The sequence below is a fragment of the Streptomyces sp. SID12501 genome (assembly GCF_010550245.1).
GTDB lineage: Bacteria > Actinomycetota > Actinomycetes > Streptomycetales > Streptomycetaceae > Streptomyces.
On record NZ_JAAGLU010000020.1, the window covers coordinates 1 to 24,636 of the forward strand.

Sequence of the window (24,636 nt, forward strand, 5' to 3'; positions counted from 1 at the left end):
GCGGTCTCGCCGTCCGCTACGACAAAAAGCCTGAAAGCTACCAGGCCGGACTCGAATTATGTGCCGGCCTCCTCTGGATCCGACACCTCGGATCACAGCCTTGATCACAACTCCACACAGGCCCTAGCGGCCTCCTCGGCTGTGAACAGATACCAAGTCAGCAACCGTCGAAGAGCGTCAGAGCGGTCCTGCTCGGATTCTTCGTACACACACTCGCGGGCGTAGTCACGCAGCAGGTCGTGGAACCGGTAGCGATCCTGGCCCGCCACCTCGAGGAGATGCAAGCTGGACAGCCCGCCGAGGACGCGGGCGGCCTGATCGGGCGGGAGTCTGGTGAGGGCCGCGGCTGCCAGCACGCTGATCTCGGGTCCTGAAACCAGCCCGAGAAGTCGAAACGTCCGCGCAGCCGTTGGGGAAAGATCGCGGTACGACCAGGAGAACACCTTACGGACCGCCGTTGTCTCGTCGTCGTCGTACGTGGTCAGGACGTCCAACCGCCGGCTTCCGGACTCGAGTTCGGAAGCCAGGGCCTCTATGGGCAACAGCGGGTGGATTGCCGCCCGCTCGGCCGCGATACGCAGGGCCAGGGGGAGATGGGCACAATGGCTCACCAGTTTGGCGGACGCCACGGGTTCTGCATCGACGCGTTCCCTGCTCAGGATGGACCGCATCAGATCAGTCGCATCCTGGGGGGCAAGTGGGCCGATGACGATACGTTTGGCCCCCTCGCGGACGACAAGACCGGACAGCTGGCTTCGGCTGGTCACGAGTATCAAGGATCCTGACGTGCCGGGAAGCAAGGGACGTAACTGAGCGGCGCTGCGCACATTGTCCAGGAAGATGATGAGGCGTCGCCCGCTGACAACGTGGCGGTACAGGGCCGCCCTGGCGTCCAGGTCCGGCGAGATGCTGCCTGGAGGCACACCCAGACTCACGAGAAGAAACTCCAGGGCCTGGTGGGGGGAGAGCGGAGGGCTGGCGTCGTAGCCCTGCAGGTTGAGGTACAGGTGACCGTCCGGAAAGCGGTCGCGCACAGCGTGGGCCCAGTGGATGGCCAGCGTCGACTTGCCGACTCCCGCGGCGCCAACGAGCACCGTGATGAGCAGGGTTGCCGGTTCACCGGCATCAAAAGCTGTGAGGAACGCCTCGAGCCGCGCCAGTTCGGCCGTTCTGCCAGTGAAATGGGTTGGCATTGGGGGAAGCTGACGAGGCGCCGTCATCCGAGTGGGGCGTCCGGTGTGGAAGTGCACACCACCAAGAATTTGTCGCGCCTGGACGACGTTGTCGGCGGTACCGGGAAAGGCATTGCACGAGTCGTTGGATGGATGTGGATCAACACGATCTGTCATGAGGCCGCATCAATCGTCCGAATGTGGGGGATTCAGCGTACGGGGCCCATGGAACGCTGTCCACGGCCGTGAAGAAGCGGACCGCCACATTCCGCGTAGTCCTGCTGCCGGTGCCATTGACACGCTCGGCTGCGTCACCGTTCCATGACAACGCTCCCTGTACGACGACCATAGGAGGGTGTGCGTGCATTCCGCGTCCGGCGGTGACAGCGGGGCGGCTCTTGGGCTGCGACCGTCCGTCTTGGTGATGCAGCCGACAACCTTGTGCAATCTTAATTGCAGATATTGTTACCTGCCCGACCGGGGGGCGCGCCTTGACATGCCGACCGCCGTCAATCGTGCCGCCGCAGAGTCCGTGGCCCGCTGGAGGGACTCCGGGCACCAGATGGGGGTCCTCTGGCACGCGGGAGAGCCGCTCGCAGTCGGTGTCCGGAAGTTCGAGGAACTGCTCTCCGACTGGCCTCCCGGCACCGCTCATCACATCCAGACGAACGCAACCTTGATCGATGAGGTCTGGTGCGACCTGTTCGACCGGTACCACGTTCAGGTGTCCGTGAGCACCGACGGGCCACGGGGCATGAACTCGGGCAGGGTCACACGCGGGGGTGGCCCCGCCTGGCGAAGAATCGAGGCCGGGATCGCGGTGCTGAGACGTCGAGGGATCCCCTTCCACATGCTTTCCGTGGTGCGCGATCCGGCGCCCGAGGTCGCTCGGTTGGTCTACGCCCACGCCTGCGACATCGGAACTGAAGTACTGGGAATCCTGCCTGAGGAAAGGAAGGGCTCCCATGGCGAAGACTCACCGGCATGCAAAAGCGAATGGGTGGGCTTCTTCGCCGAACTCTTTACGCAGTGGCGGGCGAACCCCGTGGTGCGGCTGCGGGAGCTCGAGTCGGTGGCGAACTGCTACGACGCGGTTCGATCGGGGATCAGTGCAGCGGAGGTCCTGAGTATGCCCGTGGAGCCCATTCCTACCGTGTCGTACAACGGAGAGGTAACGGTCATGTCCCCGGATCTGGCGGGATTCCGACATCCAAGGCACGGGGCTTTCACGGTAGGCAACGTGTTGCGGCACCCTCTTGAGGATCTGCTGAGCAGGGCGGGCTCGGTTGCGTGGGTCCGCGAGGCGCTCGCCGGTGTGGATGCGTGTCGCCGAACCTGCCCCTATGCCGTCGCCTGCGGCGGAAGCTGGCCGGCGAACAAGTACTTCGAGCTTGGGCGGCTCGATGGTACCGAGACGAATTTCTGCCGAAACCTCCATCAAGCGAAGACCGAAGGAGCGTTGCTGTGCCAACCCTGACCAGCCAACATAACCCGGACTCAAATCTCGAAGATGTCCTGCTCGCCAATGCGGAGCAGCTCGAATGGCTTCTGCGGCCGATATCCCGGATAGGCACCCCGCCTGATCGCGACGGTGGCCTCGTCTTCCACAAGTTCCAGTCGATGAGCCAAACGTGGAGCCGTTCCGGCACCTGATCAATTCCGGGAGAACGCACCCCGCGGAAATGTTCCGGCGAAGACTAAGGCGCTGGACGAATGTCGGCGACCCTCCATCGACCCGTCGTGCAGTGCGAGTCCGGCAGGCAGGACGACCAGATCTCCCACCTCGATTGTCCAGACGACACAAACGATTTTCGACACCTCAGCCGGATTTTTGATGAGGAATTCACGGAGTTGCTGGGCAGTCGGTATATTGCTGCCATCGCCGGGGCTGACCTTGTCAGACAGATGCAGGGCAGACATGTTCAGCGAGAAGACCAGTGACCGGGCGCCCGGCCCCAGGTTGTGAATGACGCGTCGATCCGCGCACGTAACACGAACGCTGCGGGGATAGCGTTCACCTTCTCCCTGACTGGTCCATGCGTTGTCGTAGTGCATACCCACCCAGCGGGCCACATTGGGCTCGGAATACCGTGCGATGCGCGGGTCCATCACCGTGGTAGTCCGCGTGCCGCCCCGCGCCGTGAGCACATCCACCAGTCGCCCCGAATGCGGGCCGAGCGCGTAGCGGGAACCGTAGTGGGGTACGAAGTCCGGCCTGGCGGCCTCCTCCGAGGCGGCGGTCACCACCCGGTGGTGGGAGCGGCTCAGTCTCCCGAAGCCGACACACAGGCCTGCGGGCGTCCCGGGAGCAGCCAGGAACGGTGTGACGCACTCGAGCCGCCCGGTTGTCAGCGGCACAGGCGCATCCGGCACGATCGCATGCTCCGCGAATCCCCCGTGCGCCACCTCTTCCGGCGTCGCCACATGGACGCCGCACACCGACAGTCGGTGTCGGTGCATCCGCAACCACCCGCCAGAGCAGTCGAGCCTGATCGAGCTGTCGTCTACATGCAGAGAGGCCAGCGCGGCCTCCACAGAACCCGTACCCATAGCATCTCCTCGCGGTCGGCGGCGGATGATGCGAAACCTTGCAAGTCGACCATGGGACTACCCGCAGGGCTCCTTCGTCACTCCTCGCCGCGGGCTGGCCGGGGCACAGCTTCGACCTCTGTCCGAGGCAGTCAAAAGGCGCTATTTTGAAGGGGTCGGAGAGGGAAGGGGAGCCCATGTTCGACGCGTCAACGGCACAGGCGGTGGCAGTGGTGGTGACCGCGGCCGCAACCGGTGCCGCTACCGAGGCAGGGCGCGAGGCGTGGATGTCACTGCTCGAGCTCGCACGGCGGGCCGTTCGATGTTCACCCAGAACCTCTGACGGCGACGTGCTACCCGTCGACCCGCAGGATCCGGCTCAGGTCCAGGTGCTCGCCGGGCTCATCCTCGAGGAAGCAGCGCGGAACGACGATTTCGCGGTGGCCTTGGAGAGTTGGACTCATGTCGCCAGTGCCCGGCTGGGACTCGCTTCTCGACTGAGCGGCGTGCACAACGAGGTGGCGGGGAACGCCCGCGTGGCCACGGTGATTCAGGCGGACACCGTGAACGGCGGGATCAGCTTCGGGCATAGTCCGCTCCCTGCGGATAGTGACGCGTAGTGACGTCGGCGGTATCACCTGAGCGCGAGGTTCTGCTGGATGTCAATCCCCTTGCGCCGTGGAGATCTTTCAAGCGGCGAACTCCATTGTGGGGTCGGCCTGATGGTCTCGTTCGTAGTCGATCGGGCTCCGGTATCCGCACACGCTGTGTAGCCGACGGGTGTTGTAGAAGCCTGTGATCCAGGTGGCGATCTTCAGCCGCGCATCGGTGCGGGTGGTGAAGGTGCGCCGGTGGACGTACTCGACCTTCAGCACGCTGCTGAACGCCTCGCTGACGGCATTGTCGAAACACAAGCCGACACGGCCCATGGACTGGGTCACGCCGAGCCGGCGGCAGGCCAGTCTGAAGCGCCGCGACTGGTATTCGCTGCCGCGGTCCGAGTGGAAGATCACGCCCCTGACGTCGCCGCCGCGGGTGGCCGCGGCCATATGCAGGGAGGCGACGACCAGCTCCGCGTCGTGGCGCTCGCCCATCGCGTAGCCGAGCATGCGGCGCGAGAACAGATCGATCACGGTGGCCAGGTACAGCTTGCCCTCGCTGGTGACGATCTCCGTCATATCCCCAGCCCACACCTGGTCGGGAGCGGTGGCGCTGAAGTCGCGGCGAACGAAGTCCGGGAACGCGGGCCGCTTGCCCGGCCTGGTCAGCCCCCGGCGCCTTCGGATCTTGCGTCCGGCCAGGCCGAGTTCGGCCATGAGCTTGGCGACGGTGTTCAGCGACACCCTCCAGCCCTGGCGCACGAGCGTGATCCAGACCTTCGGGGAACCATACGTGCCGCCCGGCTCATCGAAGATCTGCCGGATCGCGTCGGCCGGCTTCCCGCGCCGGACCTCGCGAGCGGTGACGGGCTGGTTGCGCCACTTGTAGAACCAGGACTCGCTCACACCCAGCGCACGGCACGTCAGGGTGTGCGGAATGTCCTGCTCGGCCTTGCAGTCGCTGATCACCCCGGCCACCTGGGCCGGGTCCGCCGCAGCTACTTCGCCCACAAGGCCATGCAGCGTTTGAAGACATCACGTTCCATCTCCAGCTCGCGTATCCGCTTGTTCTTCGCGCTCATCTCCCGCCGCAGCTGCTCCAGCTCGGCGCGCTCGGTTTCCCGCAGCCGGCCACCGGAGGCAGCGGGCGCGGGCCGGTCGGAGGAAGCAGAGCCGTTGCGCCGCCACCGCGACACCCAGCTGTGCAGCGTGCCGGAGTGCACGCCGAGCTCCTCGGCGACCTCCGGGATCGGCCTGCCCGTCTCGATCACAATGCGTACAGCACCCTCACGGAACTCAGGTGTGTACGTCCGTTGCCTGGACCCCATGAACCTCAACTTCCCCTGCATTCACGGACTCCACGTTACAAGGGGAGGGACAGCGACCGGGTGCTCCAGTCGCGAGGTGAGCGGGGGTGAGGACTCTGCCCCATCGCTCCTTCGCGGAGTGGGGACAACCGCCGACTGCAGGCGGTGATCGCCTGATCCGGGCTCAACTTGCCTCGGTTGGTGGGTAGTTCACGGCAGCTTCGCGTTCGGATCCGTCGGTGAGAGGATGGAACGCGTCGCTTGCTCAGCGTCGACTTCCGCTTCTCCGGGTGGAATTGCCTCGGGTGGAGCTTCGCCGGGTGGACCAGCCCGACCCCAATCCGGCCGAGTGCGCAGCGAGGAAGGCAAGCCCGACGAGCATGAGGCTCGTCGGGCTGAAGATCACGTCGGTCGACGTCTCGGTGACACGAATGATGAAGGCGATGGCGAAGAGCGCGGCGGCCACGAATGCAAGCATCTGTCTACCCCTAGGTGGACGACGAACCGCGCGTGATCCCGGTGGCTGCGCCGCTACCTGCCGGGTTCCCCGGACGGCGCCGATCAGTCGCGTACATTCCACGCCGGAATCGGCAGCCACACCCCGCCCTCCAGAACTGCTGATGGTGTGAACGAGGCAACCGGGATTGCTGTTTACCACGGGCCTTCGGCCGCCCGGTCCGCAGCTCGACCGACTCGAGATGGCGAGGTGATGAATAGATCCGGTAGTTCGTTCCACGGGCGTGATCCGTGCAAGTGTGGGAAGCGGACAGGCCGACACCGGGCACCTGGACACTGATCGGCTGCCGCGGGCTTCGGCCGTCTGCGACAGTGAGGAGCGCCCCATGGGCGCGAACACGGCCGAAGCCGCGGTACCTGACGCTATTCAGGCGCTGACGGACCGACTGACGACCTCCTACGCCGACCTGCTGACGGCTGCGATCGTGCGGGATGTGGTGCAGGACTCCTACCGGCCGCTCAGCAACGCTCGTATCCCCACCTACGTGCCGATCCTCGTCGAGCACAGCAGCCGTACCAAGCTACGGCAACTCACCCGGCGCTCCGATCCCACGGTTCTGACTCGCGAGCATTCCGACGGGGCACGAGGCCACTCGATCACGAGGGCCTGTCGAAGGGTTCGAGTCGCCCTGACCCGTTCGGCATAGCCCTCTCTGCCGGTGCCTGTCAGCCGCACCACCCTGCCGGCCATGGCCATGGCCCTGCCTGATCCGTACGCCGCAACGCCCCGGGTATGTGAACGTTCTCGTTATTCCCCAGGCCCGGCGAAGGCCCTATCTGCGCCTCCGTCTGGAAGGCTCGCGTTGCATGCCTGGACCCGGTGGGCGATTGACCATATTGATCTTCGGCGCGGGGGCGCGGCAGGCCAGGGAGGGTTTCCGCGTGACGCGCCGCTCACTCCCGTCTTCACCCGTGCCGCTGGAGTCGGACGGATCAGCTGCCGGTGGCCGACTTCCAGCCGTTGATGTAGGCGGTGAGGTTGTTGTCGATGTCGTCCCAGTCCGGCTCGAAGACCTCCACGCCGTCCATCACCTTGGTGAGGGCGATGGCGTTGGCGTCGGTGGCCTTGACGTCCCGACGGGCTGCGAAGCCGCCGCCGATCTCGCTGACCTGCTGCTGCGCCTTCCGGCCCAGCATGTAGTCGAGGAGCTTTTTGGCGTTGTCGCCGTGCGGGGCTTTGGTGACCAGGCCGGCCGCGTAGGGCAGGGCGAAGGTGGTGGGCCTGCCGCCCTCCTTCGCCGGGAACCAGATGCCGAGGTTGGGCATGGACTTGGACTGGGCGTAGTTCATCTGGACGTCGCCGTTGGCGACGAGCAGCTCGCCCTTGTCGACCTTGGGGGCGAGCTTGCCGGTGGAGGCAGACGGACCGACGTTGTTGGCCTGGAGCTTCTTCAGGTACTCCAGGGCCGGCTTCTCGCCGCCGAAGTCGTGCATGGCCTTGATGAGTACGGCGGTGCCGTCGCCGGCGACCCCCGGGGTGGAGTACTGGAGTTTGTTCTCGTACTTTCCGTCGAGCAGGTCCTCCCAGGCAGCGGGGGCGTGCTTCAGGTCCTTCTTGTTGTAGATGAAGCCGAAGTAGTTGTTGACGACGGTGGTCCAGGTGCCGTTCACGGCCTTGTCGGCGGCGTCCACCTGGTCGGCGCCTTCGGGGGCGTACTTCTGGAGCAGGCCCTTGCTGTCGGCCTGCTGGATGAGGGGCGGGAGGGTGACGAGGACGTCGGCCTGCGGGTTGGCCTTCTCGCGGACGGCGCGCTGGACCATCTCGCCGGAGCCGCCCTCGACGTACTCGACCTTGATGCCGGTCTCGTTCTCGAAGTCCTTGAAGACCTGGTCGTACCAGCCGTCGCCGCGCTCGCCCTTGAGGCTGTCGGCGCTGTAGACGGTGACGACCTTCTCGTCGGAGGCGGCCGAGGTGGCGCCGCAGGCGGAGAGCAGCGGGGTGGCGGCGAGGGCCAGGGCGACCGCGAGCGTGAGGGTGTTTTTGGGCATGGCGAGGTGAACTCCTTGCGGTGGGTGACCGGTTGATCGCGTGGATGGACGGTGACTAGCGGTACGAGGCTCTGGTGCGGATGCGGGAGACGGCGAGCAGGACCAGCAGGGTGGCCGCCATCAGGACCACGGCGATGGCAGAGCCGGTGAACAGGGCGCCGCGGTCGGTGGCGGCGTAGATGAGGATCGGCAGCGGGGTCCAGTCGGGCGGGTAGAGCATCATCGTGGCGCTCAGCTCGCCCATGGACAGGGCGAAGCAGAGGCCGGCGGCGGCGGTCAGGGACGGCAGCAGCAGGGGCAGCCGGACCCGCCACAGGACGTGGGCGGGGGACGCGCCGAGGGATGCGGCGGCCTGCTCGTAGGCGGGGTCGAGGCGGGTGATCGCGGCGGACACCGACTGGTAGGCGAAGGCGGTGACCAGGACGGAGTGGGCGATGATCACGATCCAGCGGGTGCCGTTGAGGAGCATCGGCGGCTGGGAGAAGGCCACCAGGACCGCAAGGCCGACGACGACCGAGGGCACGGCGACCGGCAGAACGAACAGGGCGTCGAGCACTGCCCGGTACCGCTTCCTCGACGCCGCCGCTGCGAGGGCGGCCCAGGTGCCGGCGGCGAGGGCGAGCAGGCTGGCGGTGACAGCGGTGACCAGGCTGGTGGTGAGGGCCTGGAGGGCCTCACCACGGGTGGCGGTCTCGTAGTTGGCGGTGGTGAAGCCGGAGGGCAGGACGCTGGACCAGTGGGTGGCGAAGGAGGCAGCGAGGACGACGAGGAGCGGGAGGGCGAACAGGGGAAGGAAGAGGAGGAAGAAGACCGCCCACACGGCCCACTTCGCCCTGCGGCTATGCACCAGCACGGCGACTCACCATCCGGTAGAGGCCGTAGAGGCCCACGGAGATCAGGATGTTGACGACGGCGACCACGCAGGCGCCCGGGTAGTCGGACTCCAGGATCGCCTTGCTGTAGACGAGCATCGGCAGGGTGGTGACTCCTTTCGCACCGGTGAACAGCACGATCCCGAACTCGTTCAGGCACAGCACCAGGACAAGGCTGCCGCCGGCCGCGAGGGCGGGCAGCGACTCGGGCAGGATCACCTGTCGGATGATGCGGGGAGCACGGGCGCCCAGCGAACTGGCGGCTTCCAGCTGGCCGGTGTCGAGCTGCGAGAAGGCGGCGAGCAACGGGCGCATCACGAACGGTGTGAAGTACGTGATCTCCGCGAGCAGCACGCCCCAGGGTTGCAGCTGCTCTCCAAGGAGTGCGCACGAGGTCGAATTAGCTCGATCGTGTGATGGTCGGCTTCCGGGCTTGCGGTGCCCTGGGCTGTTTGGGTTAGCGTGACGGTGCGATCTGGGACGCGGGGTACGGCGTCAGCGTGCGGGGCCCCTGCTCCACCGGTGTGATGGTTCAGGGCCTCCTCGTCGCCTCTGGCTGTATCTATATGGCCAGGTCGTGTAGGGAACTGGCCTCCCGGGCCAGGACCACGCACAGGATGCGTGTCGCCACCCGGGGTCGAGTACGCCGGGGACCAGCTCGCCCAAGACCGTTCGGGGCGCGCGGCTGAGCGGACTCACTCCCGCTCAGTCCACAGGAACGGTAGAGGAAGACGAGGGCGAGCAGGACGACCGGAGGCAGGGCCCACATCAGCGCCTTCAGGGGACGCGGAGAGCCTTTCGGCCGGCCGAGGACGACCCGCGGTTTCTGCGCGACCTCAGCCATGGTTCACCCCTGCGGGCAGCAATACCGCGTCCTCCGGAGCGAAGTGCAGGGTGACGGTCTCGCCGTGGGCCGGCGGGTCCCGCAGTTCCGGCAGGTCGGCCATGACGCGGTGGCCTTCCACGTCGACGTAGAGCCGGTGCGTGGCGCCCCGCCACTGGATCTCGGCCAGCGTGCCGGTGAGCCGGTTGGGGCCGTCGCCGAGCCCGACGAGGTGCGGGCGGACGCACAGCGTCGCCGAGGCACCCGGCGCGGCACCCGCCGTGTCGACCTTGAGCGCGGCGCGGCCGAAGGCCACCTCCCCGGCACCCACGGTGACGGGCAGCAGGTTGGCGTTGCCGACGAAGGAGGCCGTGAACGCGTTTGCCGGGGCCCGGTACAGCTCGCGCGGGGTGCCGCACGCCTGCAGGCGGGCCCGGTCCATCACGGCGATCCGGTCGGCGAGGGTCAGCGCCTCCACCTGGTCATGGGTGACGTAGAGGAAGGAGACATCGGGCAGTTCGCGGTGCAGACGGGCCAGTTCCGCGAGCATTCCCGAGCGGAGCTGGGCGTCGAGCGCGGACAGCGGTTCGTCGAGGAGGAGGACATCTGGGCGGATGGCGAGGGCGCGGGCGATGGCGACGCGCTGCTGCTGGCCGCCGGACAGCTCGCGCGGGTAGCGGCGGGCGTAGCCGCCCATGCTGGTCATCTCCAGCGCCTCGGCTACCCGTTGTCGTATCTCGGCGCGGGCGGCCTTACGGGCCCGGAGCCCGAAGGCGACGTTGTCCTCGACCCGCAGGTGCGGGAACAGGGCGTACTGCTGCACGACCATGCCGATGCCGCGCCGGTGCGGGGGCAGGTCGGTGACGTCACGGTCGCCGAGGAACACCCGCCCCGCGGCGGGCCGTACGAACCCGGCGACCGCTCGCAGCGCGGTGGTCTTGCCGGATCCGGACGGCCCGAGCAGCGCCATGACCTCGCCGGGTTCGACGGTGAGGTCCAGGGCGTCGAGCACCACGTTGCCGTCGTAGGCGACGGTGACCGCGTCGAAGCGGATTCCGCCGGTACCCATCAGCCGGCTTTCCGCAGGAGGGCGGGCAGGCCGGCGACGGAGTCCAGGACGTGGGTCGCGCCCGCCTCGCGGAAGGCGTCGGTGCCGTGGGCTCCGGTCAGCACCCCGGCGACGAGGCCCGCACCGGCCCGTACGCCGCTGAGCACGTCGTACGAGGTGTCACCGACGACGGCGACCTGGTGTACCCCGTCGGCGGCCTTGGTGCGCAGGAACGCCTCCAGCACCATGTCGGGGTACGGCCGTCCGCGCCCGCCCGCGTCGGCGGGGCACAGCGTGAGCGGCACGAGGTCCCGCCAGCCGAGCGCGTCCAGGATGGCGTCCTGGGTGACGCGGGCGAAGCCGGTGGTCAAGGCGATGCTCCGGCCGTCGGCGAGGAGTTCCTCGATCGTCTCGCGGGCGCCGGGGAGGGGGGCGATCAGGCCGCCGTCGACGAGTTCGCCGTACGCCTCCTCGAAGGCGGCGTTGGCCCGCTGGGCGCGGTCCTCGTCGCCGAACAGGTGCCGGAAGACGGAGATCTTCGACTCACCCATGGTGGCGCGGACGTAGGCGAGCTTCCCGGCGTGCTCCTCCGTGCCGGGCTCGACGCCGAGCTCGCGGGCGGCGGTTTCGAAGGCGCGCTCGACGAGTCCGCCGTCGGCGACGGTGGTGCCGGCCATGTCGAGGACGACGAGGCGGATGTCGGTAAGGGTCGTCGTAATCATGAGGGTGTCACCAGCCCAGTTCGTTCGCGGTGGTCTCGGCTATCGCGGGCGAGCAGGTCATGCCGCGCCCGCCGGGCCCGGTGACCAGCCAGACGCCGTCGCGCACCTGCTGGCGGTGCACGACCCGGTTCTTGTCGGTGCACTGCGCGTACACCCCGGCCCAGCGGCGGCGGATACGCGGCAGCGGGCGGCCGAGGAGGGACTCCACGACGCCGGCGAGGTGCTCGTAGGGGGCTTCGTGGGTGTCGAAGGCGAAGGGGTGCTCGTACTCGTGGGTGTCGCCGATGGTCAGGCCGCCGTCGGCCCGCTGGACCAGAAGCAACTGCATGGCGTGCTCCGCGGCCGTCTCCGCCTGCGCCTGCCGGGCGTTGAGTTCGTCCAGGGCGGGCGAGGTGTAGGCGGGGTAGTAGCGGAAGCTGTCGGCGTCGGCGACCGAGGTGGTCATCGGCTCACCGAGAGGGTCGGTCTGCATCATCTGGAGGCGGACCCGGCGCACGGGCAGGTCCGGACCGGCCAGTTCGCGGACCAGGCCGCCGAGCCAGGCACCGGTGCACAGGACGACGACGTCGCCGGTGTGGATATCGCCGTGGTCGTCGCGGACGGCCCTCTCGCCGATGACGTCGCGGACCTCGCGGCCGGCCAGGAAGGTGTAGCGCTCCGACTTCAGCAGCTCGGCACGCAGGGCGAGTTGGGCGGTGCGTGGTTCGACGGCCGCGTCGCGCTCGCAGTACAGGGCCGCGTCGAACTCGCCGCGCAGCGCGGGGTTGAGGGCGCGGGCCTCACCGGGGGTGAGGAGCTTGTAGCCGCGGGCTGCGGCATCCGGGCGGGCTACAGCGGCCTGGGCGACGGCGAGTTCGAGGTCGCCGCGGACCGGGGTCAGGGAACCGTTGGGGCGGAAGCCCAGCGCCGGCATACGGTCACCGATCTCCTCCCACAGCTCTCGGGCCCGCAGCGCGGTGTCCAGTTCCTCACCGCCCGCGCGGCCACTGACCCAGATCTGGCCGAAGTTGCGCAGTGAGGCACCGCGCGCCTCGGTCTCGCGCTCGATCTGTACGACCTCGTGGCCGCGTTCGACTGCGTGCCAGGCGTGCATGGTGCCCACCACGCCGGCTCCGACGACTATCACTCTCATGACCGCAACGCTCTTCGGCATCGGGGAACCGGAGGAATCCGGCTGCCGACGAGAGCGTGAACGAGCTGTCACATTTGGGCTAGACCCGTTATCTTTTAGTTACTTATTGCGGTGTGGAGAGGAGGTGGCTCTCAGCCTTGCAGGTGGGCGGTGAAGGAGAAGCGGTCGCCTCGGAACAGGGTGCGCACGCGCTCCAGCGGGCGGCCCTCCGCGTCTCGCGAGATGCGGTGGATGAGCAGCATGGGCAGGGCGGGCGGGGTGCCGATGAGCAATGCCTCGCGCGGGGTGGCAAGGACGGTTTCGATGCGTTCGTCAGCCTCGCCGAAGGCGACTCCCCGCTCGGAGAGGTGAGCGTAGAAGGACGAGTCCGGGTCGAAGGCGGTGTCCAGGTCGGGGACGCGGGCCACGGAAACATAGGTGCTCTCCAGGCCGACCCGCTCCTCGTCCGCCAGCAGCACCCGCTCCAGGTGCCAGACCGGCTCCCCACGCGTGAGGCCGGTCTCGGCGGCGAGCGGTTCGGGACACGGGAAGCAGTCGAGGGTGACGAGCGTACGGCCGGGGGTACGGCCCTGGCGGCGCACGCCCTCGGTGTAGCTGGCCAAGGACAACGGCTGCTCCAGTTTGGGCCCCGCGACGACGGTGCCGCGGCCTTGCCGGCGCAGCTTGCCCTCCAACACCAGTTCGCGCACCGCCTGCCGGACCGTCTCGCGGGCGACCTCGTACCGCTCGGAGAGATCCCGCTCGGTGGGGATGGTGTCACCCTCCCCCAACTCGCTCACGAGGCGGTCGATCCGCGCCTTCACGGCGTAGTACTTCGGCACACGGCCGTGCTCCGGGATCCCGGAGCGGACGGGTGCGCCCGGGGCCTGGTCGTTCGGGTAGTCCACACAAGGATGGTCGCAGACACGGTCACCGGCTCCGACGGGACATCCGCCTCATGCGGTGTGCCCAGTGAACACCGGGCGAATCTGAAGATCAGCATCCCCGGCGTGCTCGGCTACGACATCGCCCAGCCCGAGATCGCCCATCTGCACACCGTGGTACTAGCCTGGGACTACGACGTCCGGGGGACGTCCAAGATGAGGAAGAAGCCGTGATGCCGCACTCCTCGCGCCAGGAGCGCGCCTCGCGGGGACCCGCCGTGCCGCTGCTGGTCGTGCTGTGCGGTGTGCTGCTGCTGGCCGCCGTCGCGGTGGTGGTCTGGCCGGTGGTGTCCGTAACCCCGACGATTCCCGGGCCCTCCTTGGGCGCCACGGGGGAGAAGCGCGGCGTCCCCGGCGCCGCGCTCCAGAAGACCTTCCGGCTCGCGGTGCCGGCCGGCGCCCGGGAGGCCTCCTACCTGGTGGTCCCGGGCGACGGCAGCGCGGAAAGCAGCCAGGACCTCTACCTGCGCTTCCGCACCACCGCCGCAGGCCTCAAGGGGTTCCTGACCTCCCTGGACAAGACCACCGGAGACCTGACGGCCGATGACGCCGTCCTGGACCAGGACGACATCGACTCCGTCGACCTTCCCTGGAAGATCGGAAGCAAGGGGCACCTCGCCGGCCTCTACGCGGACATCCCCGAGCAGAGCGACACCGTGGGAACCGCCCTGCTGACCGTCGACGAGAGCGAGGTGGCCAAGCCCTTGGTCTACGCACATGTCACCGTCTAGCCCCAATGCTCTTGGCTGAACCGGGCGGACGCGGCTGCTGCTGTGGCGAGCGTTCGCCTCGAAGACCCTCAGGGGCCGGTGAGGGGCCCTGTTGGGTAGTGCCACGTCGGACGAGGCGGTGGCGCCGGTGCCTGGCATCGGGGACTCGCTCACGCCAGGGTGACGTGCATGCCGCCCTCGGCCAGGACATCGAGAAGTCCGGCGAACAGGTTGTAGGGCCGGCCGGCCGGTGTGCGGGTCCGGGACAGGTGTTCGCGTGCGGTCGCGGCGTCCCGCCAGAGCATGGTTGCGGGGGCGGTGTAGCCGAAGGTACCGCGCAGGCAGTCGTCGAGGGCGGCAAGGCAGCCGCCGAAGTAGCCACCCGGCCCGTTCACCGCCTCGCCGAGCGCCAGGTAGAGGCCCGGTTCGTCGGTGATGTGCCGGCCGTCGAGTTCATAGGTGTGATCCGCGGGCCGGTCGTGGTGGGTGCGTCGGCAGGCTCGTTCTCGGACGAGATCGAGCCAGGCCCCGCGGCGGCGGGTGTCGAGGCCGGCCCAGGCACCCGGAGTGTCCGGCGGCCCGGCGAACCATCGCTCCCAGATGGGCCGGGCGTATTCGGGAACGGGCGTGAAGAGCTCGCCGTGGAGCTCCAGGTCGATCAGATTCGTCCCGTAGGGGGATGGGCGCCAGGTGCTGACTTGGGCCCACAGCAGTCGTTCGGTGAGCGGCTCGCCCCGGTCGTCCTGTATCTCCAGGGCGGCCTCCTCCAGGTCCAGTGCCCGCCGGGTGCCCTTCGTCAGTGCTGCCCGCAGCCGATCACCCGGGGCGAGCCCCCGCAGGACGAGCGGGGGCGCCACCTGCTCGGGCGGCAGGACACGGGCGAATTCCCGGCAGGAGCCCAGCCACCGGTGCCCGTCGTGCACTCGGACGGGACCCCTGTGCCCATCGGGCGGACCTTCGTAGTCGTCCGGACCGGTGAGCACGAGGCTGTCTGTCGCGAGCAGTTGCCCTACGCTCTCCGCGTCCTCCAGCAGCCAAGGCCCGAGTGCCTCGTCCTCCGGCACCAACCACACCCGGCTGCCGGCCCAGCCGCGGACCTCGGCTCCTTCGTCAACCCAGCCGAACAGTTCGTATGTCCCACGCCGGGGTTCCCCGAACAGCCCCTTCGCCTCGGCGCAGACGCCCCAGGCATGGCCGTGCTCCGTCCCGGTCAGCGTGTACCGTGCCCGCCCGCGATCGTTCTTGTCCTCATCCACGGTGGAAATCATGCCCGGACCCGGCTTCCGTGGCGCAGCCCTTTTCCGCACTGCCGGGGCGAAACTCTGGGCCGCCGAAGTGACGTGCGAACGACGGCGTCTACCGGATCCATCTGCTGTGCAGGGCATGCGGGGTCAGCCTCGCGGTGCAGCGGGCCGACGCGCCCGACCCGCTGTTGGCGGCCGATCACGCCCGCCAGTGGAAGGAAATCTGGAGGCTGCGCAACGAATCTCCTCGCAATCCGAGCTGAGTCGGGTGTGGCTCCTCTGCGGTGAGCTGGTGATGCCGTGCGCCCTTATCGCCACGCTGCTGCTCGCCTTATGGACGGGGACGACAGAGGGAAAGGCACAGGCGGTAGGGACCCTCCAGGCGTCTACACCAGTTAATCGTGGGCATGAAATTGCAGGTCAGGGGATTCAGCGTGCAGGGCAGTATTGGCCCAGTGCCGCTGTCTGGCCGGCAGCGGGTGGATCGCGGGAGCGGTACAGGAACGCCTGCCCGAGCAGTCGACCCACCGCAGGAAGGCACTCCCCGGTGCGAAATACTCTCCCGATGAGATCACGCACTTCCCCGATCAGCCAGCCGATCACGATACGGAGGGCAGTCGCGCGGGATGCCAAACGGCTCACGCGGCTCGTGCGTGGCTCAGGCGCATACGAGGGCAAGTACGCATCCGCAGTGGCGGGTTACCAGGTCGGTCCTGATTACATCGAAACTCACCGCGCCTTCGTAGCCGTCGGTGCCGACGAGCAAGGAGGCCGGGTCCTCGGGTTCTACTCGCTCGTCCTCGCTCCACCGGAGCTCGACCTGCTGTTCGTCGCCGACGAAGCGCAAGGACGTGGTATCGGACGGCTGCTCATCGCACACATGCAGTCCGAGGCCCGTGCCGCCGGGCTCGACCGTGTCAAGGTCGTGTCGCATCTTCCCGCGGAGGACTTCTACCACCGCGTCGGCGCAGTGCGGACCGGGACCGCGCTCGCGAACCCGCCGGCCGTGCCGTGGGACCGTCCCACATTCGAGTTTCGCATTCCATCGGAGTGACGCAGTGTGCCGGTTCGCAGGGCACCGGCTTCGCCTGCATGATGGCTGGGCCGGCATGCAGGAGCCGCTGGACGCCGCGCTCTCAGTGTGTGCCGCCGTCTCTGTCCTGGCGGGTGGATCGCCTGCGCCGGCGGCCTCTCCCGGCGACTGCCTCGCCTCCGGCACTCCCAGGGCCATCGAAATCGCGTACACCTCGGCTCGCTCACACACGATCGAGGTCGGCCGCGTAAATACGTGGTTCACACAACCCTGATCTGCGAGGCGAAAGTGGCAACAGTCCACCGTCAGCGCTGTAGAGGATGATGCCTTGCCGGAGCAGGCCGAGTAATTGTCAATACCTGGTAGGGGTCTGGTGACTTGGGGCCGGCTTGCGGGCCAGGATCTGAAGGCCCGCCGATGTGTTGCCGTTCATGGTGGTCACGGTGGTTCGTCGGGTGTCGATGGTCTCGAAACCGGCGAGCAGGGAGGTGAACCAGCCGCTCGGATGGTGGCGGCACACTGCGCCGTCGCCGGTCTCGAATACCCCGTAGGTGCCGTAGGGCTCGGCGAACCTCGCGTAGCGGTCGCGGTTGCGCTGGTCGTCTTGTAGCAGCAGGTCACTGAGGTAGAGCAGTGCGCCGGGCTTGAGTACGCGGTTCAGCTCGCCGATCAGCAGCCGCTGCGCGTCGTCGCTTGGGATGCAGGTCAGCACCGCGAAGAGCACGACCACGTCGATGCTCGCGTCCAGGCACGCGAGTGTCGGCGGTGTGTCCAGCACCGCGAAGCGCATCGTGCGGTGCAGGCTGCGGGCCCGGGCGATCATCCCCGGTGATGTGTCGACGCCGGAGAGGTTGTCAAAGCCCTGCTGTTCCAGCGCGTCCAGGGTTCGGCCGTAGCCGCAGCCGTAGTCCAGGATCGCGGCGCTTCGTTCGACGTTGTCCAGCCACGGTGTGTGCAGCGGGTGCGTGAATCGCTTCGTCGTCGCGGCGGCGTCCCAGTAAGCGGTCTGGCTGTCGAGGTCGGACACGGTGGATGCCTCCCAAGGGCGTTTCGGGGAAGGTGGTCACGCTGCCACAGTCTCGGGGCGTTCGACGAGGTGGCCGCGTTCGAAGCGGGCTCCGGCGCGGACGAGGGCGACGAGGTGGGGTGCGTCGACCGCTCGCCGGCGCGCCTGGGCGGACTCGACGAGCTTGAAGACCATGGCAAGCGCGGCGGCCGCGCTGCCGGCGCCCTTGGTGACCTTGGTCCTCAGCCTCACCGTCGCGAAGGCCGATTCGATGGGACTCGTTGTGCGCAGGTGAACCCAGTGCTCGGCCGGGAAGTGGCCCGTGACCTCGTCCTCCAGGCCGCCGACGTCGTCAAGCTCGTCGCCCCGAGCGCCGGCACTACTGGCGTCATCGGCAAGCGGTTCCTGGATGGACTCCTCCCGCACCGGCGCCTCCGCCTCAGCACCGGAAAAGTCAGGTCGGCGGTCTCCAGATATGCCGGACGCCAGGACGACGGCCGCCCCGACGTCAGGCTTCCGGTCACCGCCCTCGATGTTGCCATCCTCGAACCCGCGGGCGACTTGCCCGCCGTCTCCTGCGACGACCGGTACATACCGCACGCCGACCGACGCCGACAGCGCGTCCTGGACCTCCTTCACGCAGAACCCGACCGCCACTGGCACACCCGCGACCTCGCCCGCCATCTCGGAGGCATCACCCTCACGATGTACGACCAGCTCGACAGATGGGCCGCGCACGGACTCATCACCAAGACCGGACCCGCCACCTACAGAAGCCCGAGAACCTGATCAAATACCCTGCCACCAGCGGAAATACGCTAATTACCCGGCCTTGCGTCAAGCCCCGGCGATGGAAAACCCACGGGCCGTACAGGGGCCGGGACGGCGTGGCTGTGGCCGTGGTCGAGGCGACGATGTCTTCAGGCTGGTTCGTGTTGTTCCAACGGCAGGTTGCACAGCAAGGGCTGACATCCCCGACGCGGCAGTCGAGTAACGGGCGGCCATGCCGGCGCCCGGGCGCGTCCAGGGGCGCGTCGACCGTGCGGTCGGCGGGTTGGCCCGGTGCTCGCATCCTGGTCTCGCCCGTGGACGTCGTCGCCGAGAGCGGACAGCGTGTTTCCGGGCGCCGACGCGACGGCGGAGGAGATCGCGGCGGCCGGGCGGCGATGGCACATACGTACATGGAGTACGTACTCCTACCGACGTGTCCCTGACGCGTGTGCCGTTTTCTTGCGTTCATGACGACATTGAGCGTGAAAGCGCAGATGCCGAAGAGTGTCAGGCTGGCGTTGGTGGGGGTCTGGATCCAGGGCGTGCTGAACCTGGTGGTGGGATTCCTGTCGATGGCCTTGCTGAACGACGCGGCGAACCACGGCCGGGACGAAGGGTCCGGGATGCTCCGGTTCCTGTTGGTGCTGACGCTGGTGATCGCCGGGGCGCTTCTGCTGTGCGGCGTTTTCGCGGACAAGCGGTTGAACGGGATACGTGTCACGGTCATCGTCATCGAGGTACTGGGCCTGCTGGGCAGTGTGCTGGCCCTGTTCCAGGGCGGCGTCTCGGTTCTCCCGGGCATCGTCCTGGCCCTCATCGTGCTGCGGGGCTTCAGCAGCGCGGAAGGCAGGAACTGGTTCGACCGATGAGGTACGTACCGAGGCGCGTACCCGGGCGGAACGACTCCGTCGTGCCTGTCGTCGCGGCCCTCGCCGTGGCCGTCCTGTTCACCGGGGGTTGTTCGAGCGCCCACGGCACGTCCCTTTCCGGGGATCCGTCCGAGAGCGCGACAGGGGTGTCCGAGTCGCCGAGCCCTTCGCCGACCCCGTCGCTCACTCCTCCGTATCCGACCGGGGCGTCCGGTTGCCACGACAACAAGGGGTGGACGGCCGAGGAATCCACGGACTGGGTTGGGCTCGTCGTCGACACGCCCAAGGAGAACTATGGGGAGGACGAGCTGAGGGTTGTCAGTCTGCCGGGATACAACGGACCGCTCTGCCGGAAGATCACCGTGCAGGTGGAGTTCTGGAAGCTGGTGTACGGAGTCGCGAACGGCACCGACGGCGAACGCCTCTCTAACGGGATGCCACCCGCCTACTACTTCGACATCCGCCGGGGAAAACGCGTCGAACTCCACACGGACGCGGGCGTCGAGCGGACGATCGCCCTGCCCACGTCCCTCTACGCGACGGACCGCAGTCCCTGCGTGGGCGCCCTCATCTCGATCACCGTGGGCAAGCCGCTGACGAGCAAGGAACTGCCCGAGGAGGTCGAGGTCGGCGGCGAGAAGGACCTCTGGGGTCGCGCCACTGTGGACTTCCGGTCGCAGCGGGTCGCGGACTACGAACTGTCCGAGCCCTCGGCACCGCAGGTGTGCAGCCCGGACGGCAAGCCCACCGCCGACCCGGCCGACGTACCCATCCCGGGCTCCCAGCCGACGGACCTCTACCCGACGGACCTCTACCCGACGCCCGACTACAGCCTCGACATCGACGACGTCTTCCGCTCTCCCACGCCCTGAGGCCCTTCCTCGGGTCCCGGCGTGCACCGACCTCTTGACCTCTTCTTCTTCACCACATCAACGGGCCCTGCCGCGAGGTCAGTTCGGCAGTACCGCCCGACTTCACCCTGGGGAATCACATGCGTTTGTACACTCCGGCCACCGTCCTTTCCAGCGCCCTCGTGCTCTCGGCGATCGTTCTTCCGGGCGCGGCCCAGGGAGCGTCGCACACTGGGGCGGCGACGGATCTCAGAGCCTTCGCCTCGCGGAGCGTCCAGCCGAAGGACGCGCTGGGCGACACCACCTTCAAGGACGGGGTCGTCAACAAGGGCAAGGACGTCGTTCTCGGCGTGACGGGCAAGAAGGCCGTTCCCGTCACGTTCACCGCCTTCGACGAGGAAGGCCTGGCACTCACCCAGGCGTTCCTGTGGCAGGGCACCGACAGTTCGGACACGGACACCATCACCGGCGCCCTGGGGACGGACGACGACCCCGTCTGCACGGAGACGACGGTCGAGGGCGGCTACAGCTACAGCTGCAAGACGGTCTTCACCATCGACCCCGCGGTCGACTTGAAGGACGGCAACGGCACCGCGGGGCCCTGGAAGCTCTTCCTGGGCGCCTACGACCTCTACCTGAACATCATTATCGACGACGACGTCGTCAGGGGGAATATCAAGCGTGCCGCCAAGCTGACCGTCAACGCCTCCCCGGAGCCGGTGAAGAAGGGCAAGACCATCACGGTCACCGGCAAGCTCACTCGCGCCGACTGGAGCACGGGGAAGTACTCGGGCTACGCGACCCAGCCGGTGAAGTTGCAGTTCCGCAAGAAGGGCAGCAGCACCTACACCACCCTCAAGACGGTCAAGACCAGCCGCACCGGCGCCCTGAGCACCACCACCAAGGCCGGCGTCGACGGCGACTACCGCTTCGTCTTCGACGGCACTTTCACGACCGGCTCCGCGACGGTGCCCGGCGACGTCGTCGACGTCAGGTAGGCGGCTTCCCGGCCGAGACCGCGCCGGCCGGTCCGCAGAGGCTCACCGATCACCGCCGAGGGCACCTGGACCGGGCTCAGTCCTGCTCCGCGCGGGCGTCCCCGAAACGGCTCCCGCTGCGGCGGCGGGCCATCAGCGTGGCCAGGGCGGTACGTGAGGAGACCCCGGTCTTGCGGAAGGCGCGGGAGACATGGGTCTCGACGGTACGCCGGCTGACGTAGAGCCGGTCCGCGATGGCCTGGCTGGTGAGCCCCTGCGCCACCAGTTCGGCTATCTCCAGCTCCCGGGCGGTCAGGGTGGCCAGCCGCTGGGTGAGTTCGGCGCGGTCGGGGGAACCGTACGGAGGCTCGGAGCCGCCACCGGGCGGACGGGTGGCGTCGGCGAGGCCGACCAGCATTCCGCTGCCGCCCGCCTCGGCGAGCCGGCGCCCTCTGAGCCAGGCGCGCGTGCCGCCTGGGCCATGGCCCGCCGCCGCTTCCAGCGGGGCGCCGAGCAACAGGGAGTGGGCCTCCCAGAAGACCGCGCCGCAGCGGGCGCTCTCCGCCGCGGCCTCCGCGAACAGGTCCGCCGCCGCTGCCGTGTCCCCCTGCGCCAGCGGCAGATGGGCGGCGCTGCGGAGCGCGGACGACCGCTGCATCGGCAGCCCCAGCTGTTCCGCCTCCTTACGCGCCCGCTCGGCCCAGCTGCGGGCCTCCTCGGGCCTGTCCGTCACCAGTGCGGACGTGACCAGGATCTCCAGGTAGAGCGGCCGCAGCGAGGGCTGGATCCGCTGCAGTTCGGGGCCGCCCGCCTGGAGCATCGCGTCCCGGGCCCGGACCGGATCGCCGGACATGAGCGCGGCCCAGCTGAAGATGCACCAGGCCGTGGAGGCCCACCAGTCGACCCCGGTACCGGCCGCGGTCACCGCCTCCTCGGCGACAGCCAGAGGGCGCGGATCGCCCGGCGGGCAGGCGGCGACGAGTGCCGCGGCCTTGCTCGCCAGTACGACCGCGAGCAACTGGTCGCTGCCGATCCCGCGGGCGATGTCCTCGGCCTGCTCGGCGAGTTCCAGCGCCGAGGAGATCCGGCAGGTCTGGACCCGGACATGGGACAGGCACAGCAGCAGATGGGGCACGACATAGAGCTGGCCGCTGCGGCGGGCGATGTCGAGGCCGCGCTCCGTGTGCCGCTCCGCGTCCGGGTAGTGCTCCAGGAAGGCCTCCGCCCAACCGAGCCGGGCCAGTGGTTCGCACAGCGCGGTGAGGTCGTTGTCGGGCAGGGAGTCGACCAGGGCGGCGGCCTGCCGGGCGAGTCCGTGCGCGGCGGTCATGTTGCCCTCGTACGCTTCTCCCAGGGCGGCGACGGCGAGGACGCCCGCCTCCCCGACCTCGTCCCCCGTGGACCGGGCCGCCGCGAGCGCCACCTCGACCTCGGTGCGCACCTGGGCGTACGAGGTGTCGCTGTCCTGGGGCGCGGCCGAGCCCAGCTCCAGGCCGAGCCGGACGACGTCGGCCGGGGCGGGGCCGCGAGCCAGCTCGCGGCGCAACAGCGCGACCGCCTCGGTGCAGCGCCCCAGATGACGTTCCACCAGCGCGCACAGGACGACCGCGCGCACTCTGAGGCGGTCTTGGTGCTCGCCGAGGCCCTTGTTCTCGCCGGTGGCCGGGTCACCGGGTGACCGGCGCGGGGTGGCGATCAGCTCCTGGAGCAGGTCACGGCTCTCGCGCAGGCCACCGCACGCGGCCAGGGCGTGGGCCCGCCTCAGGATCAACTCACGCCGCCGGGAGGTGTGTTCGGGAGTGTGCGGAAGGTGGCGGAGTGCCACATCGAGCCAGTGGGCGCAGCTCGCCGGGGCTGTTCGGGCGGTTCGGGCGGCGGCCTCGTCGAGCACGGCCACCGCTGCCGGGTCCCAGGCGGTCAGCGACTGTTCCACATGGTGGGCCCGTTCGGCGGCGGAGGCACCTGCGCGGGCCAGTTCCTGCGCGGCGAGCCGGTGGATCTCCACGCGCCTCAAGAAGGGTGTGCCTTCGTGGACGAGGGTGCGCACGACCGGATGCCGCAGGGTCAGCAGGCCCTGCGGGGCGGAGCGCAGCAGGTCGCGTCGGGTGAGAGCGTGGACGTCGGCGGTGAACGCGGCGCCGGAGCTGCCGGTCACCCGGCTGACCATCGCCGGGGTGGCGTGCTCGCCCAGTACCGCCACGGCGTCGACGATGCCGCGCCGGGAGGGGTCGAGCACGGTCAGTTCGTCCAGCAGCAGGGTGCCGAGTTCGGGCGGCGCCGAGGACTCGGGCGTCGTACCCCCGCGATGGGCCTGAAGAAGGGTCAGGAAGTAGAACGGGTTGCCCTCGCTCGCGGCGTACAGTGCGGCGGTCTCGGCGGGCGGCAGGCCGGGGCCGGCCAGTTCGGCGCAGTTGCGTGCGCTCAGCGGTCTCAGACCGAGTCTGACGACCGTGCCGGTGTCGAGTTCTCGGGTGAGCCTGGCGGCGAGGGACTCGGGACTCTGGCGGTCACGGCGTGTCACGGCCAGGACGACGGGGGCGTGCACGGGATGGCGTACGAGATGGTCCAGCAACTCCAGTGACGCCGGGTCCGCCCAGTGCAGGTCGTCGAGGGCCAGCAGCAGCCCGGACGGGGCGGCGAGCCGGGCGAGCAGGACGGCCGTGGACCGGTGCAGTCCGAAACGGTCGACCGCGCCGCTCCGCTGGAGAAGGGGCGCCACCGCGTCGGTCTCCTGGAAGCCGTCCAGGGCGTGCGGGTCGAGGTGGGCGAGCGCGTCGGTGAACACCTGGAACGGCACCTGCCGCTCGTACTCCGTGGCTCTGCCGCGCAGTACCGTCATTCCGCGTCGGCGCGCCCGCGCGCAGACCTCGCCGAGCAGCCGACTCTTGCCGATGCCGGCCTCACCGGTGATGTCGACGAGCCGGGAACGGCCGCTGTCAGGGAACTCCTCACCCCGTGCCGTGCCGCGCGCGCCGTCTGCCGCACGGTCGAGCAGCGCGTCTAACCGGGCCAGTTCGACGGAGCGGCCCAGCAACGGAGCCCCGTTCCCGCTGTACTCAACTACCGTATCTGCTCCCACAGTTGCCCCCCTGTCTTTACATTCCCCTCACATATCATTCTCTCCTGTTGATCGTCGTAACCGCCGCGTCGGTGAACCGGGAGGGACGGTTCTCACAGGGAGAGCCGCCGGTCAGGTCGGAGACGGGTGGTTTCCTCAGAGGTCGCTTTCCGGTTGGCCGCTCGGGCCATCGGCCGGCGCCATGCCCAGCTCGTCGGTGTACCGGCCGAGGGCGTCCTCGGCCGTGGGGGCGGCGCCGAACAGCTGCTCCTGGCGGCGGGGGACGGGACGGCCCACACCTTGGTCGTTCGGACGGTGCCGCAGGGACGCGGTGCGCGGTCTGCCACTGGTGACGTTCGGTCGGACGAACGGCAAGTCCCGTGTCGTGGGTGATCGCTGGGTCGACACCGGGGCCGAGTGGCTTCGTCGCGGTCATCCGGCAGTCGTCGCCCGGACAGGCCGGCGTCATGGAGAATGGGCAACTT

The 24,636-nt window shown here is 68.7% G+C and carries 26 protein-coding genes and 2 pseudogenes; 11 read left to right on the forward strand and 17 right to left on the reverse strand.

Annotated elements, in window-relative coordinates:
• Positions 1-104: 104 nt before the first annotated feature.
• The gene (locus G3I71_RS23770; protein ID WP_164317045.1) at positions 105-1,193 is read right to left on the reverse strand and encodes an NB-ARC domain-containing protein; all 1,089 of its coding nucleotides are present in this window, start codon (positions 1,191-1,193) and stop codon (positions 105-107) included.
• A 403-nt stretch (positions 1,194-1,596) separates the two neighbouring features.
• Between G3I71_RS23770 and G3I71_RS23775 the strand changes: the two genes are divergently transcribed.
• Positions 1,597-2,649, forward strand: coding sequence for a radical SAM protein (locus G3I71_RS23775; RefSeq protein WP_164317312.1), 1,053 nt, complete (start codon positions 1,597-1,599; stop codon positions 2,647-2,649).
• Positions 2,637-2,825, forward strand: a complete 189-nt coding sequence (locus G3I71_RS23780; RefSeq protein ID WP_164317047.1) for a hypothetical protein — start codon at positions 2,637-2,639, stop codon at positions 2,823-2,825. Before G3I71_RS23775 ends, G3I71_RS23780 begins: the two co-directional genes overlap by 13 nt.
• Here the strand turns inward: G3I71_RS23780 and G3I71_RS23785 are convergent, their stop codons facing one another.
• Positions 2,826-3,722: a hypothetical protein gene (locus G3I71_RS23785; RefSeq protein ID WP_164317049.1), complete on the reverse strand. Its 897-nt coding sequence runs from the start codon at positions 3,720-3,722 to the stop codon at positions 2,826-2,828.
• 176 nt (positions 3,723-3,898) lie between these two features.
• Here G3I71_RS23785 and G3I71_RS23790 point away from each other — a divergent pair, with 176 nt between their 5' ends.
• Positions 3,899-4,321: a hypothetical protein gene (locus G3I71_RS23790; RefSeq protein WP_164317051.1), complete on the forward strand. Its 423-nt coding sequence runs from the start codon at positions 3,899-3,901 to the stop codon at positions 4,319-4,321.
• A 69-nt stretch (positions 4,322-4,390) separates the two neighbouring features.
• Here G3I71_RS23790 and G3I71_RS23795 read toward each other — a convergent pair whose 3' ends face one another.
• The 3 genes from G3I71_RS23795 to G3I71_RS23805 all read right to left on the reverse strand — a co-directional run bounded on the left by G3I71_RS23795 (position 4,391) and on the right by G3I71_RS23805 (position 6,085).
• Positions 4,391-5,311, reverse strand: a complete 921-nt coding sequence (locus G3I71_RS23795; protein ID WP_203731171.1) for an IS3 family transposase — start codon at positions 5,309-5,311, stop codon at positions 4,391-4,393.
• Positions 5,299-5,628, reverse strand: a complete 330-nt coding sequence (locus G3I71_RS23800; RefSeq protein ID WP_164317053.1) for a transposase — start codon at positions 5,626-5,628, stop codon at positions 5,299-5,301. Before G3I71_RS23800 ends, G3I71_RS23795 begins: the two co-directional genes overlap by 13 nt.
• Before the next feature lie 244 nt (positions 5,629-5,872).
• Positions 5,873-6,085 (reverse strand): hypothetical protein, encoded by a 213-nt coding sequence (locus tag G3I71_RS23805; RefSeq protein WP_164317055.1) that lies wholly within the window; start codon positions 6,083-6,085, stop codon positions 5,873-5,875.
• A 364-nt stretch (positions 6,086-6,449) separates the two neighbouring features.
• Here G3I71_RS23805 and G3I71_RS23810 point away from each other — a divergent pair, with 364 nt between their 5' ends.
• Complete coding sequence (locus tag G3I71_RS23810; protein WP_164317056.1) at positions 6,450-6,770, forward strand: three-helix bundle dimerization domain-containing protein; 321 nt, start codon at positions 6,450-6,452, stop codon at positions 6,768-6,770.
• A gap of 286 nt (positions 6,771-7,056) precedes the next feature.
• On the opposite strand, the gene G3I71_RS23815 is transcribed toward G3I71_RS23810, so the two are convergent.
• The 7 genes and pseudogenes from G3I71_RS23815 to G3I71_RS23845 form a co-directional block, all read right to left on the reverse strand.
• A complete protein-coding gene (locus tag G3I71_RS23815) occupies positions 7,057-8,112 on the reverse strand; it encodes a 2-aminoethylphosphonate ABC transporter substrate-binding protein (RefSeq protein WP_164317058.1) in 1,056 nt (351 codons plus the stop codon).
• 55 nt (positions 8,113-8,167) lie between these two features.
• A complete protein-coding gene (locus G3I71_RS23820; RefSeq protein WP_164317060.1) occupies positions 8,168-8,965 on the reverse strand; it encodes an ABC transporter permease subunit in 798 nt (265 codons plus the stop codon).
• Positions 8,952-9,347: pseudogene (locus tag G3I71_RS23825) on the reverse strand (ABC transporter permease subunit); the annotation flags it as partial. The gene G3I71_RS23820 and the pseudogene G3I71_RS23825, both read right to left, overlap by 14 nt.
• A 473-nt stretch (positions 9,348-9,820) precedes the next feature.
• Complete coding sequence (locus G3I71_RS23830; RefSeq protein ID WP_164317062.1) at positions 9,821-10,876, reverse strand: ABC transporter ATP-binding protein; 1,056 nt, start codon at positions 10,874-10,876, stop codon at positions 9,821-9,823.
• Positions 10,876-11,577: a phosphonatase-like hydrolase gene (locus G3I71_RS23835; protein WP_164317064.1), complete on the reverse strand. Its 702-nt coding sequence runs from the start codon at positions 11,575-11,577 to the stop codon at positions 10,876-10,878. Before G3I71_RS23835 ends, G3I71_RS23830 begins: the two co-directional genes overlap by 1 nt.
• 7 nt (positions 11,578-11,584) lie before the next feature.
• The gene (locus G3I71_RS23840; protein ID WP_164317066.1) at positions 11,585-12,709 is read right to left on the reverse strand and encodes a TIGR03364 family FAD-dependent oxidoreductase; all 1,125 of its coding nucleotides are present in this window, start codon (positions 12,707-12,709) and stop codon (positions 11,585-11,587) included.
• A 131-nt stretch (positions 12,710-12,840) separates the two neighbouring features.
• Positions 12,841-13,596, reverse strand: a complete 756-nt coding sequence (locus G3I71_RS23845; protein WP_164317068.1) for a GntR family transcriptional regulator — start codon at positions 13,594-13,596, stop codon at positions 12,841-12,843.
• Between the two features lie 6 nt (positions 13,597-13,602).
• On the opposite strand from G3I71_RS23845, the gene G3I71_RS23850 reads away from it, so the two are divergent.
• Both G3I71_RS23850 and G3I71_RS23855 read left to right on the forward strand, forming a co-directional pair.
• Positions 13,603-13,806: a hypothetical protein gene (locus G3I71_RS23850; RefSeq protein ID WP_164317070.1), complete on the forward strand. Its 204-nt coding sequence runs from the start codon at positions 13,603-13,605 to the stop codon at positions 13,804-13,806.
• A complete protein-coding gene (locus G3I71_RS23855) occupies positions 13,806-14,363 on the forward strand; it encodes a hypothetical protein (protein WP_164317072.1) in 558 nt (185 codons plus the stop codon). Before G3I71_RS23850 ends, G3I71_RS23855 begins: the two co-directional genes overlap by 1 nt.
• A 149-nt stretch (positions 14,364-14,512) precedes the next feature.
• Here G3I71_RS23855 and G3I71_RS23860 read toward each other — a convergent pair whose 3' ends face one another.
• The gene (locus G3I71_RS23860) at positions 14,513-15,610 is read right to left on the reverse strand and encodes a barstar family protein (protein WP_164317074.1); all 1,098 of its coding nucleotides are present in this window, start codon (positions 15,608-15,610) and stop codon (positions 14,513-14,515) included.
• A gap of 541 nt (positions 15,611-16,151) precedes the next feature.
• Between G3I71_RS23860 and G3I71_RS23865 the strand changes: the two genes are divergently transcribed.
• Positions 16,152-16,640, forward strand: a complete 489-nt coding sequence (locus tag G3I71_RS23865) for a GNAT family N-acetyltransferase (protein WP_164317076.1) — start codon at positions 16,152-16,154, stop codon at positions 16,638-16,640.
• Positions 16,641-16,971: 331 nt separating this feature from the next.
• Here G3I71_RS23865 and G3I71_RS23870 read toward each other — a convergent pair whose 3' ends face one another.
• Together G3I71_RS23870 and G3I71_RS23875 are read right to left on the reverse strand one after the other, a co-directional pair.
• On the reverse strand, positions 16,972-17,646 hold the full coding sequence (locus tag G3I71_RS23870; protein ID WP_164317078.1) for a class I SAM-dependent methyltransferase: 675 nt from the start codon (positions 17,644-17,646) through the stop codon (positions 16,972-16,974).
• A 36-nt stretch (positions 17,647-17,682) separates the two neighbouring features.
• A pseudogene (locus tag G3I71_RS23875) lies at positions 17,683-17,940 on the reverse strand (IS256 family transposase); the annotation flags it as partial.
• Here G3I71_RS23875 and G3I71_RS23880 point away from each other — a divergent pair.
• The 4 genes from G3I71_RS23880 to G3I71_RS23895 all read left to right on the forward strand — a co-directional run bounded on the left by G3I71_RS23880 (position 17,926) and on the right by G3I71_RS23895 (position 21,114).
• Entirely contained in the window at positions 17,926-18,414 is a 489-nt protein-coding gene (locus G3I71_RS23880) for a hypothetical protein (RefSeq protein ID WP_164317042.1), read from the forward strand. The pseudogene G3I71_RS23875 and the gene G3I71_RS23880 overlap by 15 nt on opposite strands.
• Positions 18,415-18,863: 449 nt before the next feature.
• A complete protein-coding gene (locus G3I71_RS23885) occupies positions 18,864-19,265 on the forward strand; it encodes a hypothetical protein (RefSeq protein WP_239149325.1) in 402 nt (133 codons plus the stop codon).
• Positions 19,266-19,306: 41 nt separating this feature from the next.
• On the forward strand, positions 19,307-20,137 hold the full coding sequence (locus tag G3I71_RS23890) for a hypothetical protein (protein ID WP_343243060.1): 831 nt from the start codon (positions 19,307-19,309) through the stop codon (positions 20,135-20,137).
• Between the two features lie 119 nt (positions 20,138-20,256).
• Positions 20,257-21,114 carry a hypothetical protein gene (locus G3I71_RS23895; protein WP_164317082.1) on the forward strand — a complete coding sequence of 286 codons (858 nt, stop codon included), beginning with the start codon at positions 20,257-20,259 and terminating at the stop codon, positions 21,112-21,114.
• Between the two features lie 76 nt (positions 21,115-21,190).
• Here the strand turns inward: G3I71_RS23895 and G3I71_RS23900 are convergent, their stop codons facing one another.
• Entirely contained in the window at positions 21,191-24,127 is a 2,937-nt protein-coding gene (locus tag G3I71_RS23900) for a LuxR family transcriptional regulator (RefSeq protein WP_164317083.1), read from the reverse strand.
• Positions 24,128-24,307: 180 nt separating this feature from the next.
• Positions 24,308-24,526: a hypothetical protein gene (locus G3I71_RS23905; RefSeq protein ID WP_164317043.1), complete on the reverse strand. Its 219-nt coding sequence runs from the start codon at positions 24,524-24,526 to the stop codon at positions 24,308-24,310.
• Between the last annotated feature and the right edge of the window lie 110 nt (positions 24,527-24,636).

Coding starts and splice junctions, on each gene's coding strand:
- G3I71_RS23885 (WP_239149325.1), top strand. CDS start 18,864: ATGACGACATTGAGCGTGAAAGCGCAGATGCCGAAGAGTGTCAGGCTG.
- G3I71_RS23770 (WP_164317045.1), bottom strand. CDS start 1,193: ATGCCAACCCATTTCACTGGCAGAACGGCCGAACTGGCGCGGCTCGAG.
- G3I71_RS23785 (WP_164317049.1), bottom strand. CDS start 3,722: ATGGGTACGGGTTCTGTGGAGGCCGCGCTGGCCTCTCTGCATGTAGAC.
- G3I71_RS23865 (WP_164317076.1), top strand. CDS start 16,152: ATGAGATCACGCACTTCCCCGATCAGCCAGCCGATCACGATACGGAGG.
- G3I71_RS23830 (WP_164317062.1), bottom strand. CDS start 10,876: ATGGGTACCGGCGGAATCCGCTTCGACGCGGTCACCGTCGCCTACGAC.
- G3I71_RS23855 (WP_164317072.1), top strand. CDS start 13,806: ATGCCGCACTCCTCGCGCCAGGAGCGCGCCTCGCGGGGACCCGCCGTG.
- G3I71_RS23805 (WP_164317055.1), bottom strand. CDS start 6,085: ATGCTTGCATTCGTGGCCGCCGCGCTCTTCGCCATCGCCTTCATCATT.
- G3I71_RS23775 (WP_164317312.1), top strand. CDS start 1,597: ATGCAGCCGACAACCTTGTGCAATCTTAATTGCAGATATTGTTACCTG.
- G3I71_RS23800 (WP_164317053.1), bottom strand. CDS start 5,628: ATGGGGTCCAGGCAACGGACGTACACACCTGAGTTCCGTGAGGGTGCT.
- G3I71_RS23850 (WP_164317070.1), top strand. CDS start 13,603: ATGGTCGCAGACACGGTCACCGGCTCCGACGGGACATCCGCCTCATGC.
- G3I71_RS23790 (WP_164317051.1), top strand. CDS start 3,899: ATGTTCGACGCGTCAACGGCACAGGCGGTGGCAGTGGTGGTGACCGCG.
- G3I71_RS23895 (WP_164317082.1), top strand. CDS start 20,257: ATGCGTTTGTACACTCCGGCCACCGTCCTTTCCAGCGCCCTCGTGCTC.
- G3I71_RS23810 (WP_164317056.1), top strand. CDS start 6,450: ATGGGCGCGAACACGGCCGAAGCCGCGGTACCTGACGCTATTCAGGCG.
- G3I71_RS23835 (WP_164317064.1), bottom strand. CDS start 11,577: ATGATTACGACGACCCTTACCGACATCCGCCTCGTCGTCCTCGACATG.
- G3I71_RS23860 (WP_164317074.1), bottom strand. CDS start 15,610: ATGATTTCCACCGTGGATGAGGACAAGAACGATCGCGGGCGGGCACGG.
- G3I71_RS23840 (WP_164317066.1), bottom strand. CDS start 12,709: ATGAGAGTGATAGTCGTCGGAGCCGGCGTGGTGGGCACCATGCACGCC.
- G3I71_RS23815 (WP_164317058.1), bottom strand. CDS start 8,112: ATGCCCAAAAACACCCTCACGCTCGCGGTCGCCCTGGCCCTCGCCGCC.